The following is a 16,987-nucleotide window of genomic DNA, read 5'->3' as shown; positions in this document are numbered from 1 at the left end:
AACTCGGTCGGCGGGTGACTGCTCACCGAGGTAACTCGGTGAGCGGTCGCCTCCTTCGTGGAACTCCACGAAGGAAGTGCGCCCTCGCCGAGTTACCTCGGTCGGCATCCAGCCCGCTCGCCGAGTTACCTCGGTCGGCATCCAGCCCGCTCGCCGAGTTACCTCGGTCGGCATCCAGCACGCTCGCCGAGTTACCTCGGTCGGCATCCAGCCTGCTCGCCGAGTCACCTCGGTCGGCATTCAGCCCGCGACGACCGTCCCGGTGGTCGCCTGCAGGTCCGCGTACGCCTTGGCGAGCTGCTGGGTCACCGGCCCGCGCTCGATCGGGCGGCCGTCGAGCGAGACGACCGGGGTGATGCCACCCATGGTGCCGGTGACGAAGGCCTCGTCGGCCGTGTGGGCGTCGGTGAGCGAGAAGTCACCGACGTCCACCGGCAGGCCTAGGTCGGCGGCGAGGTCGAGGACGGTGGCGCGGGTGATCCCCTCGGGGCACGCGCGGGTCGTCGAGGTGCGCAGCACCCCGTCGCGTACGTGGAAGAAGTGGGTGGCGTTGGTCTCGGCGACGAAGCCCGCATCGTCGAGCATCAGCGCGTCGTCGGCGCCGGCGTTGTTGGCCTCGACCTTGGCCAGGATCGAGGGGATCAGGTTGTTGTGGTGGATCTTCGGGTCGAGCATGTCGGCGCGCGGGCGACGCTGGGCCGCGGTGATCAGCGTGATCCCGGAGTCGTCGTAGACCGGCGACTTGAACTCGGCCAGCACGATCAGCGTCGGACCCGACTGGTTGAGCCGCGGGTCCATGCCGGAGGTGACCTTCACGCCGCGCGAGAGCGTGAGCCGGATGTGGACGTCGTCGCGCATCTCGTTCGCGGCCACGCACTCGCGGATCGCCTGGGTCATGAACTCGTCGGACGGGATGTCGGAGAAGGCCAGGGCCCGCGCCGAGCGCCGCAGCCGAAGGAGGTGTTCGGAGAGCTTGAAGATGCGTCCCTGGGTGAGCCGCAGGCCCTCCCAGACCCCGTCGCCACCCTGAGTGAGCGAGTCGAACGGTGAGATCCGCGCCTCCAGGCGGTGCGTCAGCTCGCCGTTGATCCAGACCTGGAGGTCGTCGTTGCGGGGGTCGTACGTCTGCAGCATCAGTCACCAATCTCGACTCGAGGAGCCATGACATAGGGGGCGAGACGATCGTAGTAGGGCAGGCAGCGCTCCAGCAGCGGCGCCAGGCGCGCGGGCAGCGGGTCGCCGGCGCCGGGGGAGGAGGCGGCGAACCCGGTCGAGGCCCACACGCCGGAGTACCAGTGCGGGGCCCACACCCCGTCGGAGTCGCGCCGGCCCGCCGGCCACGACAGCATCGCCTCGTCGAAGCCGATCCCCAGGGCTTCGCACAGCGCCGTCAGGGAAGCCCGCGGCGAGGCCAGGATCGAGGCGGCGTCGACCACCGGCCCGCCGAACTCCTCGAAGAGCGCCACCTGCTGCGGCAGCCCGAGGTCCTCCAGCGTCGGCTCCTCACGCACCTTCGCGTAGGAGGTCAGCACCCGCTCCGGGTCCCGGACGAGGAACGCGTGCGAGAGCCCGGCGAAGGCGCCGTGGTCCATCTCGGGGAGCAGGTGGTGGGTCATGTGCTTCTGGTACTGCACCGCCGATCCGACCGGGCCGGACGTGATCTCCTGGGCCACGACCCTCCAGTCGTTCGGCTGGGAGGCGAGCACGTCGTCACGGCCCGGATGATCCAGGCCGGTGGCGGAGAGGTAAGCGGCGTACAGCGGCTCGTCGACGACCGTGCAGTCGGGCCGGTTCTCGAACGAGCGCATCAATGCCGTGGACAGGTTTCTCGGGCCCGACCACATCGCGATCCGCACAGTCACGGCGCCACGCTATCCAGGTTCGGCGACCCTGTCCGGCGAGCCGCGGAATATCGACCGTGCTGCCGGTGTCCATCCAGCATGACCGAACTCCTGCCGCTCGACCCCGACCAGCTGCTCACCACCACCCGAGCCGTACGCAAGCGCCTCGACCTCGACCGCGACGTGCCGCTCGACGTCGTCCGGTAGGCGATCGAGATCGCCGTCCAGGCGCCCTCGGGCAGCAACAACCAGCGCTGGCACTGGGTCCTGGTCACCGACCCCGCGCTCAAGCAGCAGGTCGGCGACCTCTACGCACGCGCGCACACCGAGGCGTACGCCGGGCGGGAGGAGCCCGCTGACGCTGCCGGCGCCCGGCTCAGCTCCAGCTCCGTCTACCTGCGCGAGGTGATGGGGCGCGTGCCGGTGCAGGTGATCGCCGCGATCGAGCGCGACGTACCCGGCCTCCCGGAGGGCAACCAGGCCGGCCTGTGGGGCTCACTGCTCCCGGCCGCGTGGAGCCTGGCGCTCGCGCTGCGAGCCAGGGGTCTCGGCACGACCTGGACAACCCTCCACCTCGGCTACGAGCGCGAGGTCGCCGACGTCCTGGGCCTGCCCGAGAACGTGCACCAGGGCGTGCTCCTGCCGGTCGCCTACACCGTGGGGACCGACTTCAAGCCGGGGCCGCGGCGCGACCTCGACCCGATCATCCATGTCGACGGATGGTGAGCCTCAGGCTTGGTCTGCAGGCTCCAGCGAGATCGAGATCGAGTTGATGCAGAACCGGTCGCCGGTCGGGGTGCCGTAGCCGTCGGGGAACACGTGGCCGAGGTGGGAGCCGCAGTTGGCGCAGCGGACCTCCACCCGGTCCATCCCGTGCGACTTGTCCTCGATGTACTCGATCGTGTCCGAGATCGGCTGGTAGAACGACGGCCAGCCGCACCCGGAGTGGAACTTGGTGTCGGACTCGAACAGCTTGGCCTTGCAGGCCTTGCACGAGTAGACGCCCTTGGTCTCGGTGTCGGTGTATTCACCCGTGAACGCCCGCTCGGTGCCTGCCTGGCGCAGCACCGCGTACTCCTCGGGCGACAGCTCTGCGCGCCACTCCTCGTCGGACTTCTCCACGTTGTAACCCATGGTTGAAATGGTACGTCTGGTGTGGGAGCGCCCCGCCATTGTCAGAGTCATTGCCGAAGTCGAGCAATCTACTATACTTAAATCCACGACGCTTCTGGAGGAGGCCACCTTGACCGCCCTTGCCATACAGCCCCTGCTGGACGCCATCCGCACCTACGCCGACGACGACCTGCTTGCGGGGGTGCAGGTGCCCGAGACCGGGCGCGAGTTCCACCTGCTCCACCGCGACGACGAGGTCGAGGTCTGGCTGATCGCCTGGGCCCCGGGCGCCAGCACCGGCTTCCACGACCATGGCACCGCGACCACCGCCTTCACCGTGCTCACCGGCAGCCTGGTCGAGCACAACTGGCTCGGTGGTCTGCAGATCGCCGACGTCGGCCCCGGCGACGCCCGGGCGCACGACGCCGGCCACGTCCATGACGTACGCAACGTCGGCTCGCGCCCGGCGTTCAGCCTGCACGCCTATTCGCCGCGGTTGGACGCGATGCACCACTACCACTTTCGCGGCGACCGGATCACCCTGATCGGTGCCGAGCCCGGTCGCCCCTGACGGGTCAGAAGCCGGTGATGCAATAGGGCAGCGGGCCGCCGTCGGCCATCGCCGCCCAGGTCTCGATCGCCTCGGGTGAGCCCGTGATCCGGCCGGCGGCCGCCAGGGTGCGTACGTCGACGCCACCGAGATACAGCGCGCCGAGGGTGTCCGCGGCCAGCTCCACGGTCGGCGCGGCATCGGTCGGCGCGACCTCGGCGCGGCCGTCGCGCACCGCGACCCGCCAGGCACCGGCAGCGTGCCCGAGCGGGTCCTCGACGCCGAGGACGATCTCGCCGGGGGCGTACCAGGGTCGGGCCTGCAGGGCTGCCGGGACATCGAGGACGCGCATCCACAGCATGTCGTCGAGCTCGGCGTTCCTGACCGCGAACGGCTCGGCGAGCGCCCAGTAGAGCGGGTCCTGCACCGGCGCCTTGCGCCACGCCACCCGCTCGACGAGGTCGATGTCGGCGAGGAACCGCCACAGCCGCAGGTAGGCCGCCGGGGTGAGCGCGACCAGGTCGACGACGCGCGCCATCCGCAGCCCGGAGTCGTTGCGCTCGTCGGCGGTCTTGTAGATCGCATAGCCGTCGGGTGTCCCGGAGGCGTCCAGGTGCAGCACGGCCCGTTGCTTCGACTCGCCCTTCGAGTCACCGTCGAAGTCGTAGCCGCTGGAGAGCCATGGCTCGTAGAACTGCGGCCGGGTGACCGAGCCGCGGGTGCGCTCCTGGAAGGTGGCGTAGATCTCGGCGACCGTCTTCCAGGCCTCGGCCGGCTCGACGAGCGTCACCGACCCGTCGTCGTCAGGCACCTCGGAGCGGTAGCGGAACTTCGCGGTCACATCGACCTCGACCTGGCGCAGATGAGTGGCCGTGCCGAACCCGAAGCGACCGTAGATCGAGCCCTCCGAGACGGTCAGCGCCGCCAGCGGCACGCCCGCGGCCACCGCGTCGGCCAGCGAGACCGTCATCAGCTTGCGCAGCAGGCCCTGGCGCCGGTGGGTGGGGGAGACGGTCACGTCGCTGATCAGCAGCGCCGGCAGGCTGGTGCCACCGCCGACGTTGATCGGCGAGGTCCAGGACGAGAACGTCGCGACCGGGATCGTGGCCGAGGCGAACTCCGTGCTCTCCGCCCATGCGCCCAGCAGCGTGACCGAGTCGTTGCGGGTGTGGTCGCGCCAGACCTGGATGCCGTCGTCGTTGCCTCGGGACTGGTGGAAGCCCCGCCGTGTCGCTTCGTACCACCCCTTCAGCAGGGCATCGTCCCCATCGAAGGGGTCGAGGCTGCGGAAGACGAGGCCGGGGTGCTCGAGCGCGCTCATGGTCAGAACGTACGCCGCTTCGCCAGGCCCTCGCGACCGGTTTGTCTCCGCTGGCCAGGCTGCGGCTACAGCACTATCCCTGAGGCGAGCTCGCTCATCCGCGCAGCGCTCTCCCGCAGGGTCTCCTTCGCCCGGGCCTGGACCTCGGCCGACATGCGCGACTCGGGGCCGGCGCAGGAGAGCACGGCCAGGTCGTTGGGAACGGTCAGGACCGGAAAGCTGCAGGCCCAGGCCCCCTCGTCGATCTCCGCGACGCTGGTCGCATAGCCCTGAGCCAGGATCTGCTCGATCTCACGCGACGCATCGGCACTCAGGTTGCCCTGGGGGCGCCCGGCGTCGGCGGCCAGTGCCGCCGCCATCTTCCCGGAAGCGCCCTGGCTGAACGGGACGATGCGCCCCTGGGGGATGGTGAACCGCATCGAGTGCCGACACTCGGCTACGGCGGTGCACACGAGGACCTCGCCGGACTGCTGCATGAGCATGACCGTTTCGCCGATCTCCTCCATCGCCTCCTTCAACAGCGGAGCAGCGACCTGCGCTAGAGCGTTGGTCAACTGGGCGGCTCGAGCGATCGGGATCATCCGCGCGGTCGGGTGGTAGCGCCCGGGTCGTCCCTCCACGAGAAGGTCGAGGCTCTTGAGCAAAGAGAGATAACGGTAGGTCGACGGGGTGCTCGCGCCGATGGCTTCGGACATCTCGGGGACGGAGAGCTCGGTGCGCTCGGCGGAGTAGGCGAGCAGGATCTCGAGAACCTTTCTCGAGCTGCTGGAACCGCCTGTCTCGCCCTGCGTTGCCACCTGCGTCCTCCCAAGTCTCGAGGCCAGCGCGCGCTCGATGTCGGCTGGCGTGGTGTTACAGCATGCCTCGTGGGGCCTCACCGTATCGGGAGGCCCCACCAGAGGTGTCGATCAACTCTCGGCCTATCAGGAAAGGTTCAACGTGAACACGCGGGTCGCGATGCCCTCGAAGAACTCGAACTTCTCCTCGTCCGAGATCGGCAGCGAGTCCTGCAGCGCCACCTGGGCCGGCTCGTACTGGTAGGGGTAGTCCATCGCGTACATGACCCGGTCGGCGCCCACCATCGTGCGGGTGAACATGACCTCCTCCTGCCACGGCATGCCGGAGGTGGTGTACCAGACGTTGGTCTTGAGGTACTCAGAGGGCAGCTTCGGCAGCGGCTTCACGTGCGGGTAGCGACCGGTCTTGATCTGCCGCTCGTACATGTAGTCGATCCGGTTGAGCCAGAATGGCAGCGCCTCGCCGAGGTGACCCACGACCATCGTCAGATCCGGGAACCGGTCGAAGACGCCCGAGACCACCAGGCGCAGCAGGTGGAGGCCGGTCTCTACGCCGAACCCGTAGATTGACCCGTCCAGACCGCGGTCGTGGAACGGCTTGAAGAGGCCCTGCGAGGGGCCGTTCGGGTGCAGGTAGACGGCCACACCGAGGCTCGCGGCGGCCTCGTAGAACGACATGTAGTGCTCGGTGTCGGTGTATTCATCACGTACGTGCGAGTTGAGGATGGCGCCCTTGAAGCCCAGCTCGTTCACCGCACGCTCGAGTTCGGCCGCACCGGCGTCGGCGGCCGTGAACGGCACCGCGGCCAAGCCGGAGAATCGGGTCGGGTGCTCGGCGATGACGGCGGCCATCGCGTCGTTCGCGCGGGTCGAGAGCCAGATCGCCTCCTTGGCGGCCAGCGGGTTCGTACCCGGGGAGGTGAGCGAGAGGATCTGGTGGTCGATGCCGGAGGCGTCCATCTCGGCCAGACGGGTGGGGGTGTCGATCAGACGCTTGCGAACCGACTCCGGGCGCTCGCCCTCACCCAGGGCGTAGTAGCCCATCAAGCTCATGAAGCTGGGGTCGTCCTGCGGGTAGTCCGAGAGGAACTTCCGGTAGACGTCGAACATCTCCTGGCAGCCCCAGCCCTCCTCGACGGCGATGCGTCGGTACGGGGCGTTCGGCAGGTCGTTGGTCATCGAGTCTTCCTTTGCGTTGTTGATGGTCGTCGTTTCAGTTGGCGCTCGTCGCGACCGGAGCCTTGTGGCCGGTCACCAGGGCGACGAGGGAGTCGGCGTCCGCGGGGACGTCCTGGCCGCGCCAGGAGATGTGCATGTCTGGACGGACGAGGATGTGGCCCACGCCGTACGTCTCGACGGCGGCGTCGTCGTCAACCTCGACGGTGCTTATGGGGACACCGGCAGCGGCGAACGCGTTCACGACCTCCTTGGCACCCGCGGCGGGAACGCCCACGCTCAGCACGGTGAACTCGCGCGGGACCATGTCCTGGATGCAGACTCCGTCGTTGACGCGTACGTTCGGCAGGCGAAAGCCGGGGATCGAGCGCGGTGTGTAGGAGAAATCCAGGCCGAGGTCCTCGACCGGGTAGTCGACGCCGTAGTCGATGATGGGCGAGCCGAGGTAGCCGTAGCCCATCTCGATACCGTAGAGGTCGTTGCTCCAGCGTTGCTCGGCGTCGGCGACCTCGGCCACCTCCAGGCGCTTCTTCTCGCCGGCGTCGTTGCGCTCGGTGATCTCCGGGCTCCACAGGCCGCGCCACTTGCGGCGGCCCATGGTGGCCTTGCGAGACGCCGCGATGTTGCGTGCGCCGATCGGGCGACGCTCCTGCTCGTAGCTCGTCAGCAGCTGCGGGCCTGCCCAATCATCGAGGGCGGCGGCGAGCTTCCAGGCCAGGTCGACGGCGTCGCCGTGGCCGGTGTTCATGCCGAGGCCGCCGGTGGGGATCACCAGGTGGGCGGCGTCGCCGGCCGTGAAGACCCGGCCCCTGGCGTACCCGGAGGAGAGCATCAGGCGCTGGCGCCAGGAGCCGACATAGAGCGTCTCGTACTCGAACGGGACCCCGACGATCTGCTCGAACAGCGGAGCCATCTCCTCGTCGGTGGCGACCGTGGCGTGCAGGGAGAAGTGCCGCTTGTCATCCTGCACGATCATGAAGGAGGACTTGTCGTCGGCCACGTGGTAGTGGCGGCCGATGCCGATCGGAATCTTGCTCAGCAGGTCCTCGGAGTAAAAGAGGGCCTGGTGCATCTCCAGCAGGGACTCACCCTCGAGCTCGAACCCGAGCTGGCGGCGGATCGTGCTGGACGCGCCGTCGCAACCGACGAGGAATGTGCCGGCGACCGCGTGTTCGGTGCCGTCGGAGGACTTGCTGGTGACCTCGACCCGGTCCTCGTGCTCGTCGTAGGAGACGACCTCGCGGTCGAAGACCACGTCGACGTTCTCGAGCCCGCCCAAGACCTCGACGAGCAGCGGCTCGAGTGTGTATTGGGAGATCAGCTGGTACGGCTCGGCCGGCTTCGTGCCGTCGTTGACCTGGGCGTACTGCTTCTTGAGCTCGTTGACCGACGGGTACTCGTGGTGGACCAGCGGGATCCGGGTGAGGTCCTCGTCGCAGATGAACACGTCCATCGGCATGTCGTTGTCGAGGCCTGCGGCCCGGATGCGGTCGGCGAGGCCCATCCTGCGGAAGTTCTCCATCGTACGGGCGTTACAGCGCTCCATCTTCGGGAGCTTGCCGAGCTTCGGGCGCTTCTCCAGCACCAGGACTCGCTTGTCTCGCTGCCCGAGCTCGATGGCGAGCGTGAGGCCGACGGGACCGGCCCCGACGACCACGACGTCGTACGTGTTCACTGTGCTGGCTACCTCTCTGAAGGAGCTGGATGCGACCTGATGTTTGCGCGATCCGGCCAGATTCTCGCTCACGGAGAATCGATTATCTGATTTTGAGAGGACTGTAGGGATTCGCGGGATGGGCGTCAACCCTTGAACGGCTAGGTGTGCCTGGGTCGGCTGGCCGCCCGGGGCTCGCTGGCGTGTGGGCGGAGAAGTTCGGGACGCCTATTGACGTGTGATGTCAATCACTCTACGGTCGTTCCATCAATTAAGAGTGCATTCTCGATATCTGATAATTCGCGCGTCGGTCACCGACGGTCCCGCTTTCCTGGAACGAGTGAGGTTATGCATCCAATGACACTGTCTCCGCAGAGTCAGACGCCGCAGCGCGACGCCGCCCCGCGCCCGACGACGGCCTGGGGCTACACGAGCCTCCTGCTGTTCCTGTACGCGCTGAACTGGACCGACAAGGCAGTCCTCGGCCTGGCCGCGCAGCCGCTCGCGAGAGAGTTCGGCCTGACTACGGCGCAGATCGGCCTCCTCGGCAGCGCCTTCTACCTCGCCTTCGCGATCAGCGGCTTCTTTGCAGGCGCCCTGCAGAAGAGGTTCAGCGCGAAGTGGGCTCTCGCCCTGCTGGTGACCACCTGGGCGCTGGCCATGTTCGCTCCGATGCTGGCCGTCGGCGGATTCGCCCTGCTCTTGGCCGCGCGCGTCGTCCTCGGCCTCGGCGAGGGGCCCGCGGGCGCGCTGCTCGTCGGCGCGATCTACTCCTGGCACCCCCACGCCAAGCGCGGCTTCCCCTCGACGATCGCGACCGGCATGCCCTCGGTTGCCAAGATCGCGCTGGCGCCGGTGCTGGCGCTGATCATCGCGCAGTGGGGCTGGCGTTGGGCCTTCGGTCTGTTGGCGATCATGACGATCGCCTGGGTCCTGATCTGGATTCCGCTGTGGAAGGACGGCCCCTACGGCCGTGCCTCCGCGGCCGGTGAGGGCGCCGGGGCTGCAGAGGGGCCGGACGTCCCGCTGCGGAAGGTCCTCCTGACGCGTACGTTCATCGGTGCTTCGACAGCCATGTTCGCCACATACAGCATCATCTCGGCGATGATCACCTTCCTCCCGACGTACTTCGAGGTGGGTGTCGGCTTCTCCCAGACGGTGGCCGGATCGCTGCTGGGTGTTGTGGGCGTCTTCACGCTGCTGACAGCGCTGCCCACGGGCCTGGTGACCGACCGTGCCATCCAGCACGGGAGCTCGTCCCGTCTGGTTCGCGGGATCCTGTCCGGTGTCGTCCTCATCGTCGGGGGAGCGTTCTTCGGGTTCCTTCTCACGCAGCCCAGCCAGTGGGTGGCAGTAGCGTTCTACATCGTCGGGTTCTCGCTGATCAACATCTCCAACCCGCTCCTGACGGCCGGTATCTCCGAGATCTGCCCACCGCGCCAGACCTCGGCCATCCTCGGGATCTTCATGGGCATCCACTACTTCGGCGCGTTGATCACGCCCGCGGTCGTGGGCTACATCGTCGACGCTGCGCCGGACCCCGCCACCGGTTGGGGTCGCGGTCTCGCCTCGCTCGGTGTCCTCGCGGCCCTGGGAGGTGTCGCGGCGCTCGCCCTCTTCAACCCGCCGCGAGATGCGCGGCGGCTGATGGGCGACGCCACCTGACTGGTTGGCCCGAGGAAGCCCCGTCCATCTATCTGAACGGGCCTTCGGTGTCCGGTCGAGTCCGCTGACGAATCAGGCGGGCTTGGCCGGTTCCGCGGGTGCGACCCCCGAGGTCGTACGTCGCCGCCGCACGAGCACCCAGACGGCAAGACCGACGAGCAGGACGACCGGCACCCACGGGATGACCGCGCCGAGGGCGACCGCGAGCACACGGGCCGAGTCGCCCAGCGCGTCCCAGCCGGCGCTCAGCCCGGCCAGGAAGCCGGGGTCGTCGTCGGAGGAGCCACCGGGACCGGCTCGGTCGATGTCGACGGTGATGGTCGACAGCGACGTCTGGTCCTCGAGGGCCGCCTGCTGGGCGAGCAGCGAGTTGAGGTCGGCCTCCCGCCGCGCGAGCTCGGACTCGATCGCGATGACATCACCGATCGCCTCCGCGCGGGCGAGGAGCGTACGGATCCGCTCGATGCTCGTCCGGGCGTTCTTCACCCGCACCTCGGTGTCGACGACCTCGGTCGTGACGTCGGTGGACGTGGTGCTGGAGTCGACCAGGGTGGCGGTGTCCTCGAGGTCGGCCATCGCGTCGGCGAACGACTTCGACGGGATCCGCAGGACCATGCGGGCATGGCTGAGACCTTCCTCGGCGCCGTCCTCGTCGCTGTCGCTGGTCTGCTGCTCGGTGACCTGCCCGGCGTACTTGTCGGAGACGTGCTGAACCTGCGTACGCGTCTTCCCGACGTCCTTCGCGCTGAGCGCGACCGAGCCGGTGGAGATGATCGAGGCCTTCGTGACGGCCTGCTTGGGTGTCGCCGCGTCCGCATCCTCCGCGGCTACCTCCGGAGCCGCCTTCCCGGCCGACGTGTCGGCGAGCGACTCGACCGATCCCGAGTCGGCGGAGGAGTCGTTGGATCCACCTGACCCGCCACAGGCGCTGAGGGCGAAGATGCTGACGATCACAAGGGCCGCACCCGAGATAGGCCTGACCTTTGCTGTTTTCATGCCCCTAGTACGCCCGGGGGCATGAAAACAGTGCAGGACCCGGCTGGTTCCTTCGGGCCATCTCTGGAGTAGGCACTGCGCGGTCAGCTCGTCGCCGCAGCCGCCACCAGGTCGAGGGTCTGCGCCACGATGTCGGCCCGCATGTCGGCCAGCGGCTCGCCGTTGGCGTCGCCGTCGAGGATCGGCACGTGGATGTGACCCTGCTTGGTCTCGACCCCGAGCGCATCGCGCAGGGCGGTGGTGCGGTAGGCCGACTCGTTGGACAGGTAGTCACCGCCGCCACCGGCGACCGCCGTTGAGCCCGGCGTCGGGTCCTCCCGGGTGACCGGCGCGGTCGATCCGGCCGGGATCTCGGTGACGACCCGGTTGATGTTCACCGGGAAGGTGCCGGGCACGGCCGCCTTCATCGCCTGGACCGGCAGCGTGGTCCGGGTCCACTGCGGCTGCGGGTCGGCATGAGGTACGTCCTCGGGGATCGGAGCCGTCTCGTTGACGCTGACCCGGTCGTTGTCGGGGAAGGTGCCGCGATGGGCGCCGTTCCAGACCTCCAGGTCGAACCGGCCCGCGCGGCCCTGGCTGATGGTGACGGCGGTGTCCACGTCGCGTTTGCCGGGGACCAGGTGCGGCAGGAAGGCGCGCTCGACGGTGCCCTGCGCAAATGGCTCCCACAGCACCGGGAACACCACGGTCTGGATCTCGACGGGACCCTTGGCCGTCCGGACGACCCGGCCGTCCATCGCCAGCGCCGTCGCCCCGGACGGGTTCGACTGGCGGATGTTGCGGTCGAGGGTGAACGGGTCGAAGCCGGAGGCCAGCACCTGCCGCGACCGACCGGGCTCGCCCCGCGCGAACGTGGTCGACTCGATCCCGCGCGAGCTCCGGTCGAAGGCGGCCAGCACCTTCGCCCGGGCGTCCTCGGACCAGGACCGGTACGCAGGCGCGACCCGCGCGATCTCCAGCTCGCCCGCGAGGCGTGCCCAGTAGAGCGGCCGGTCGTCGCTGCGCGGCAGGTCGCCACCGGCGTCGCCGCGCCCCTGCACCCGGTCGACCGCGCGCTGCCACAGCGCCCGGCCGGCGATCCGGGCTGCGACGGTGGCGGCCCTGCTGCTGGCCGCGTCGCAGACGGCCGTCCGCACCGCGCCGGCGACGTCATCGAACCCGGAGCGGGCCAGGATGTCGGTGACCGCCGGGTCCGTGAGCCGGGTGTGCTCCACCCGGGTCTCGGGCGAGGCGAGGGTCCCGCACTCCGGGTCGGTGTTCGCGGTCGCGGTCGCGGGCGCGCCGGTGAGGCCGAGGGTGATGGCGGCGGCTAGCGCCGCCGTGGCTGCGGTCAGTGTCGTGGTACGAGTCGACATGCGGGGGTCCTCCGAGATCGTGGCGGTTGCCGTACGTTGAAGCGGATCATGTCGGATTCGGGGCGTGCTGACCAGTGCGTCTGGGGATGTCCTCCGGGCGATTTCGCTGGGGGAGCGGCCCGGAGCGGGCTAGGTTGACGCCATGGCGAAGACACCGGCGGCACACGTGCGGGCAGGCGAGCGCGAGGTGCGGATCTCCAGCCCCGACCGAGTGATCTACGAGGCGACCGACCGCACCCCCGAGGTCACCAAGCTGATGGTCGCGGAGTTCTTCGCGACCGTCGGCGACCCGCTGATGCGGGCGCTGCGGGAGCGTCCGACCGCTCTGGAGCGCTGGCCCGACGGCTGGCGCGAGGGGATGAAGCTGGCCACCGGCCCCACCGACAAGGAAGGCGACGGCTTCTACCAGAAGCGCACGCCCAAGGGCGCCCCCGACTATCTGGAGGAGGTCGAGATCACTTTCCCCAGTGGGCGGAAGGCGCGCGAGATCTGCCCGACCGAGCCCGCGGTCCCGGTCTGGTGCGCCCAGATGGGCGCACTCACCTTCCACCCCTGGCCGGTCCGGCGCGCTGACGTGGATCACCCCGACGAGCTGCGCATCGACCTCGACCCCCAGCCGGGCACCGACTTCGCCGACGCGGTGCGGGTCGCTGGCGTCGCCCGGGAGACCCTCGAGGAGCTCGGTCTGCGCGGTTTCGCGAAGACCAGCGGCAACCGCGGCGTACACATCTACGTACGCATCCGGCCGGAGTGGACCTTCGAGGAGCTGCGTCATGCCGCGATCGGGTTCGGGCGTGAGCTGGAGCGTCGCGACGGGGGAGTGACGACCTCGTGGTGGAAGGAGGAGCGGGGGGAGCGCATCTTCGTCGACTTCAACCAGAACAACCGGGATCGGACCATCGCGAGCGCCTACTCGCTGCGCCCCAAGCCCGGCGCCCCGGTCTCCACGCCGGTCACCTGGGACGAGCTGGCCGACCTGAAGGATCCGCGCGAGCTCAACCTCTTCACCGTCCCCGACCTCCTCGCCGACGGCGACCGCTGGGCGCAGATCGACGACGAGGCGTACGACCTCACGCCCCTGCTCGAGCTCTGGGAGAACCTGCCCGGAGGCGAGCTCAACTTCCCGCCCGACTACCCGAAGATGCCGGGGGAGCCGCCACGGGTACAGCCGAGCAAGAAGGTTGCCGCGCACTGGGACCAGGAAGGCAACCGGATCGGCGACAAATAGCAGAAGTGCCTGCTCAGCGCGGATCCCCCGATCGCACGAGCAGGCACTTCTTTGTCGCTGGATCCCCCCGGAACAGCGAACCCCAAGATCCTAGGCGAATGCGGCCCACAACTGCCACGTGAAGCCGGTAACAGAGCGGTAACCTTTGGTGTGTCGGCTGTCACGTCGGCGGACTTCGACTGTCACGCGGACGAAACCCCTCACATTCCGGTGATGCCTTCGCCTTCGCCGGCCTGCTCGTCGAAGTTCTCGTGCTCGATCAGGTGCAGCACCGGGACATGGAGATGGCGCCGGGCCTGGTGGGTCCAGTCGACGTGGAAGAACTCCGCGACCACGTGCGGTCGGGTCATGATGATCGCTTCCCGGCCGTCGACCGCAGCGACCTTGGCACGCAGCGCCTTGACCGGGTCCTGGACGAGCTCGCCGTGGGCCGAGGCGCCGGAGGTCTTGAGGACCTTCAAGGTCTGCTCGAGCGCCTTCTCGGCCTCGTCCTTCGCCTCTTCGCGCACCGCGTCGAGGTCGATCTCGTTCATCATCATCGCCGAGCCGAGGTATTCGGCGGCGCTGAGCGTGCCCATCGCCGACTCGATCCGGGCCGCGGCATCCTCCAAGGGCAGCAGCACGTGGTAGACCGGGTCCTCGACTCCCTCGTGGAGGGAGTGGACCCGGGTCGCGTCGTCGAGGGTGATTGCCTGCTCGACCAGGAGAACGACGTCGTAACTCATGTGTCCGACCCTAGCCGGGTTTATCTGCCCTGTTTAGCGGGGCACCCCGAGCACCTCGGACAGCTCGTACGCCACGGGTTCCTCGAGCTGCTCGTAGCCGCACGACTCCGGTTCCCGGTCGGGGCGCCAGCGCTTGAACTGGGCGGTGTGCCGGAACCGGCGTCCCTCCATGTGGTCGTAGCCCACCTCGAGCACCCGCTCCGGGCGCAGCGGGGTGAAGGACAGGTCCTTCCCCTGTGACCAGCGGCTCTGGGTGCCGGGGACCCGGTCGGGGTTGGCGGTGAGCCACTCGCTCCAGCGGCCCCACGGGTGGTCCTCGATCGGGACGACCAGCTCCTGCAGCTCCTGCCACAGCTCGGCGCGTCGCGCGGCGGTGAAGGACGCCGAGACCCCGATGTGCTGCAGCTCCGGCTGACCGTCCTCCCCGGGGGCGTACAGACCCAGCAGCAGGCTCCCGAGCAGCGGCTTCTCCGGCGTCGAGGTCTTGTGCTCGCGGTAGCCGGCCAGGACCACGTCAGCCGTACGTGAGTGCTTGATCTTCAGCATCGTGCGCTTGTCGGGGACGTAGGGGGCGTCCAGCGGCTTCGCCATCACCCCGTCGAGCCCGGCGCCCTCGAACCGGGTGAACCAGTCCTGGGCGACCTCGGGGTCGGTCGTCGTCGTGCACAGGTGGACGTTGTCCGAGGTGACCGCGGCGAAGACGTCCTCCAGCGCCGCCCGCCGCTCGCTCAGCGGTTCGTCGAGGAACGACCGCTCCCCCAGCGCGAGCAGATCGAAGGCCGCGTACGCGGCGGGCGTCTCCTCCGCCAGCAGGCTGATCCGCGACGCGGCCGGGTGGATCCGCTGCTGCAGGATCTCGAACTCCAGCCGGTCCCCGATCGCCACGAAGATCTCCCCGTCGAGCACGATCTTCTCCGGCAGCGCCTTCCGCAGCGCCTCGACGACCTCGGGGAAGTATCGCGTCAGCGGCTTGGTGTTCCGCGAGGCCAGCTCCACCTCGTCGCCGTCCTTGAACACGATGCACCGGAAGCCGTCCCACTTCGGCTCGAACGCATACCCGCCGTCGGTCGGCACGCCCTTCGCGGGCTTCGCGAGCATCGGCAGGATCGGCGGCATCACGGGAAGGTCCACGTCGCTCAGCCTAGGCGCGCCGCGCGGAATTCGGGTGAGTACACGTGCGGCCCCGGCGACGGTCGTCCCGACGGATGCGCGTGGGGTCAGGTCGCCACGGCGGCGTAGCGCTGCAGGAACAGCGCCTCGGTCAGTGCCATGGTCGAGATCTCGCGTGGGTCCACGCTCTCGTTCGGCGCGTGGATCAACGCCTGCGGCTCCTCGACGCCCATCAGGATGATCTCGGCGTCGGGGTAGGTGTCGGTGAAGACGTTGCACAACGGTATCGAGCCGCCCTGTCCGAGCGTCGCCATCGGCTTCTCGTACGCCTCCTGCATCGCCTTGCCCATGGCCTGGTAGGCCGGGCCGTCGGTCGTGGCCCGGAACGGGGAGCCGGTGGCTTCCACCTCGATGGTGACGTGGACCCCCCAGGGTGCGGTCAGGTGGAGCTGCGTCTCGAGCGCCTGCTGAGCCACGTCGGGCGCGAGCCCGGGTGGGATCCGGAGGTTCAGTCGCGCCGCCGCCTTGGGCACGATCGCCGCCGCCGAGCCGACCACGGGCGGGCAGTCGATGCCGAGCACCGTGAGCGCCGGCCGGGCCCACAACATGTCCGACACCGAGCCGTCGCCGAGCAGCTGCACCCCGTCGAGCAGACCGGCGTCGCGGCGGAACTGCTCGGGCGGGTACGGCTGGCCCTCCCAGCGTCGGGTGTTGTCGAGCCCCTCGATGGTGGTGTTGCCGGCCGCGTCGCGCAGGCTCGCCAGCATCGCGATCAGAGCCGCGAGGGCGTCGGGGGCCGCACCGCCGAACATGCCGGAGTGCACCTCCGAGGCCAGCGCCTCGACCGTGACGACCACGTTCACCATGCCGCGCAGGCTGACGGTTGCCGCGGGCTGGCCGACGGCCGCGTTCCCGGTGTCGCAGACCAGGATCGTGTCGGCGCGGAGCAGATCCGCGTTGTCGACCACGAACGCCTCCAGGCCGCCGGTGCCCTGCTCCTCGGACCCTTCCACGACGAGCTTGAGGTTCACCGGTACGTCCTGCCCCAAGGCGCGGAGCGCCAGGAGGTGCATGAGGATGTTGCCCTTGCAGTCCGCCGTCCCGCGGCCGTACCAGCGCCCGTCCTTCTCGACCAGCTCGAACGGCGGTGTCTGCCAGGCGGCGTCGTCGAGCGGTGGCTGCACGTCGTAGTGGGCGTACAGCAGCACCGTGGGTGCGTCGGGTCGGGCGCACGGACGAGAGCCGACGACGGCGTTGCTGCCGTCCGCGGTCTCCGCCAGCCGGGCATCGCCGAACCCGAGAGCTGCGAAGTGGTCGAGCACCCACTGCGCGGCACGGTGGCACTCCTCGGGCGGGAACTGGCGCGGGTCGGCGACCGACCTGATGGCGACCAGCTCGGCCAGCTCCTCCCGCGCCCGGGGCATGAGCTCGGTGATGCGGCTCCTCGGATCCATGT

The 16,987-nt window shown here is 69.1% G+C and carries 16 protein-coding genes; 4 read left to right on the top strand and 12 right to left on the bottom strand.

The window, feature by feature from the left end; translation table 11 throughout:
• Positions 1 to 240: 240 nt before the first annotated feature.
• Entirely contained in the window at positions 241 to 1,134 is an 894-nt protein-coding gene (locus ABZ796_RS05780) for an aminotransferase class IV (RefSeq protein WP_357335339.1), read from the bottom strand.
• The gene (locus ABZ796_RS05775; RefSeq protein ID WP_357335337.1) at positions 1,134 to 1,862 is read right to left on the bottom strand and encodes an HAD family hydrolase; all 729 of its coding nucleotides are present in this window, start codon (positions 1,860 to 1,862) and stop codon (positions 1,134 to 1,136) included. The genes ABZ796_RS05780 and ABZ796_RS05775 overlap by 1 nt, the downstream gene beginning before the upstream one ends.
• Positions 1,863 to 2,051: 189 nt before the next feature.
• Between ABZ796_RS05775 and ABZ796_RS05770 the strand changes: the two genes are divergently transcribed.
• Positions 2,052 to 2,567, top strand: a complete 516-nt coding sequence (locus ABZ796_RS05770; protein WP_357335510.1) for a nitroreductase family protein — start codon at positions 2,052 to 2,054, stop codon at positions 2,565 to 2,567.
• A 3-nt stretch (positions 2,568 to 2,570) separates the two neighbouring features.
• Here ABZ796_RS05770 and msrB read toward each other — a convergent pair whose 3' ends face one another.
• The gene (gene msrB / locus ABZ796_RS05765; protein WP_357335336.1) at positions 2,571 to 2,975 is read right to left on the bottom strand and encodes a peptide-methionine (R)-S-oxide reductase MsrB; all 405 of its coding nucleotides are present in this window, start codon (positions 2,973 to 2,975) and stop codon (positions 2,571 to 2,573) included.
• 109 nt (positions 2,976 to 3,084) lie between these two features.
• Here msrB and ABZ796_RS05760 point away from each other — a divergent pair, with 109 nt between their 5' ends.
• Positions 3,085 to 3,525, top strand: a complete 441-nt coding sequence (locus tag ABZ796_RS05760) for a cysteine dioxygenase family protein (RefSeq protein WP_357335334.1) — start codon at positions 3,085 to 3,087, stop codon at positions 3,523 to 3,525.
• 4 nt (positions 3,526 to 3,529) lie between these two features.
• On the opposite strand, the gene ABZ796_RS05755 is transcribed toward ABZ796_RS05760, so the two are convergent.
• The 4 genes from ABZ796_RS05755 to ABZ796_RS05740 all read right to left on the bottom strand — a co-directional run bounded on the left by ABZ796_RS05755 (position 3,530) and on the right by ABZ796_RS05740 (position 8,473).
• Positions 3,530 to 4,825 carry a GNAT family N-acetyltransferase gene (locus ABZ796_RS05755; RefSeq protein ID WP_357335332.1) on the bottom strand — a complete coding sequence of 432 codons (1,296 nt, stop codon included), beginning with the start codon at positions 4,823 to 4,825 and terminating at the stop codon, positions 3,530 to 3,532.
• A 65-nt stretch (positions 4,826 to 4,890) separates the two neighbouring features.
• Complete coding sequence (locus ABZ796_RS05750; RefSeq protein WP_357335331.1) at positions 4,891 to 5,622, bottom strand: IclR family transcriptional regulator C-terminal domain-containing protein; 732 nt, start codon at positions 5,620 to 5,622, stop codon at positions 4,891 to 4,893.
• 126 nt (positions 5,623 to 5,748) lie between these two features.
• Positions 5,749 to 6,801, bottom strand: coding sequence for an amidohydrolase family protein (locus tag ABZ796_RS05745; RefSeq protein ID WP_357335329.1), 1,053 nt, complete (start codon positions 6,799 to 6,801; stop codon positions 5,749 to 5,751).
• 34 nt (positions 6,802 to 6,835) lie between these two features.
• Positions 6,836 to 8,473 (bottom strand): FAD-dependent monooxygenase, encoded by a 1,638-nt coding sequence (locus ABZ796_RS05740; RefSeq protein WP_357335328.1) that lies wholly within the window; start codon positions 8,471 to 8,473, stop codon positions 6,836 to 6,838.
• Between the two features lie 336 nt (positions 8,474 to 8,809).
• On the opposite strand from ABZ796_RS05740, the gene ABZ796_RS05735 reads away from it, so the two are divergent.
• Positions 8,810 to 10,117, top strand: coding sequence for an MFS transporter (locus ABZ796_RS05735; protein ID WP_357335326.1), 1,308 nt, complete (start codon positions 8,810 to 8,812; stop codon positions 10,115 to 10,117).
• Between the two features lie 72 nt (positions 10,118 to 10,189).
• Here the strand turns inward: ABZ796_RS05735 and ABZ796_RS05730 are convergent, their stop codons facing one another.
• Both ABZ796_RS05730 and ABZ796_RS05725 read right to left on the bottom strand, forming a co-directional pair.
• Positions 10,190 to 11,071, bottom strand: coding sequence for a DUF4349 domain-containing protein (locus ABZ796_RS05730; protein ID WP_357335324.1), 882 nt, complete (start codon positions 11,069 to 11,071; stop codon positions 10,190 to 10,192).
• Between the two features lie 125 nt (positions 11,072 to 11,196).
• Complete coding sequence (locus tag ABZ796_RS05725; RefSeq protein WP_357335322.1) at positions 11,197 to 12,468, bottom strand: hypothetical protein; 1,272 nt, start codon at positions 12,466 to 12,468, stop codon at positions 11,197 to 11,199.
• A gap of 142 nt (positions 12,469 to 12,610) precedes the next feature.
• Here ABZ796_RS05725 and ABZ796_RS05720 point away from each other — a divergent pair, with 142 nt between their 5' ends.
• Positions 12,611 to 13,696, top strand: a complete 1,086-nt coding sequence (locus ABZ796_RS05720; RefSeq protein ID WP_357335320.1) for a DNA polymerase domain-containing protein — start codon at positions 12,611 to 12,613, stop codon at positions 13,694 to 13,696.
• Positions 13,697 to 13,896: 200 nt separating this feature from the next.
• On the opposite strand, the gene ABZ796_RS05715 is transcribed toward ABZ796_RS05720, so the two are convergent.
• From ABZ796_RS05715 to ABZ796_RS05705, 3 genes are all read right to left on the bottom strand, one after another.
• The gene (locus ABZ796_RS05715; protein ID WP_357335319.1) at positions 13,897 to 14,421 is read right to left on the bottom strand and encodes a hypothetical protein; all 525 of its coding nucleotides are present in this window, start codon (positions 14,419 to 14,421) and stop codon (positions 13,897 to 13,899) included.
• A gap of 33 nt (positions 14,422 to 14,454) precedes the next feature.
• Positions 14,455 to 15,552 carry an ATP-dependent DNA ligase gene (locus ABZ796_RS05710; protein ID WP_357335317.1) on the bottom strand — a complete coding sequence of 366 codons (1,098 nt, stop codon included), beginning with the start codon at positions 15,550 to 15,552 and terminating at the stop codon, positions 14,455 to 14,457.
• Between the two features lie 86 nt (positions 15,553 to 15,638).
• Entirely contained in the window at positions 15,639 to 16,985 is a 1,347-nt protein-coding gene (locus ABZ796_RS05705; protein WP_357335316.1) for a dipeptidase, read from the bottom strand.
• Between the last annotated feature and the right edge of the window lie 2 nt (positions 16,986 to 16,987).

The sequence above is a fragment of the Nocardioides sp. NPDC047086 genome, assembly GCF_040643685.1.
Classification (GTDB): Bacteria; Actinomycetota; Actinomycetes; order Propionibacteriales; family Nocardioidaceae; genus Nocardioides.
Note: the sequence above shows the minus strand (reverse complement) of the source record. Positions and strands in the feature narration are given on the sequence as shown.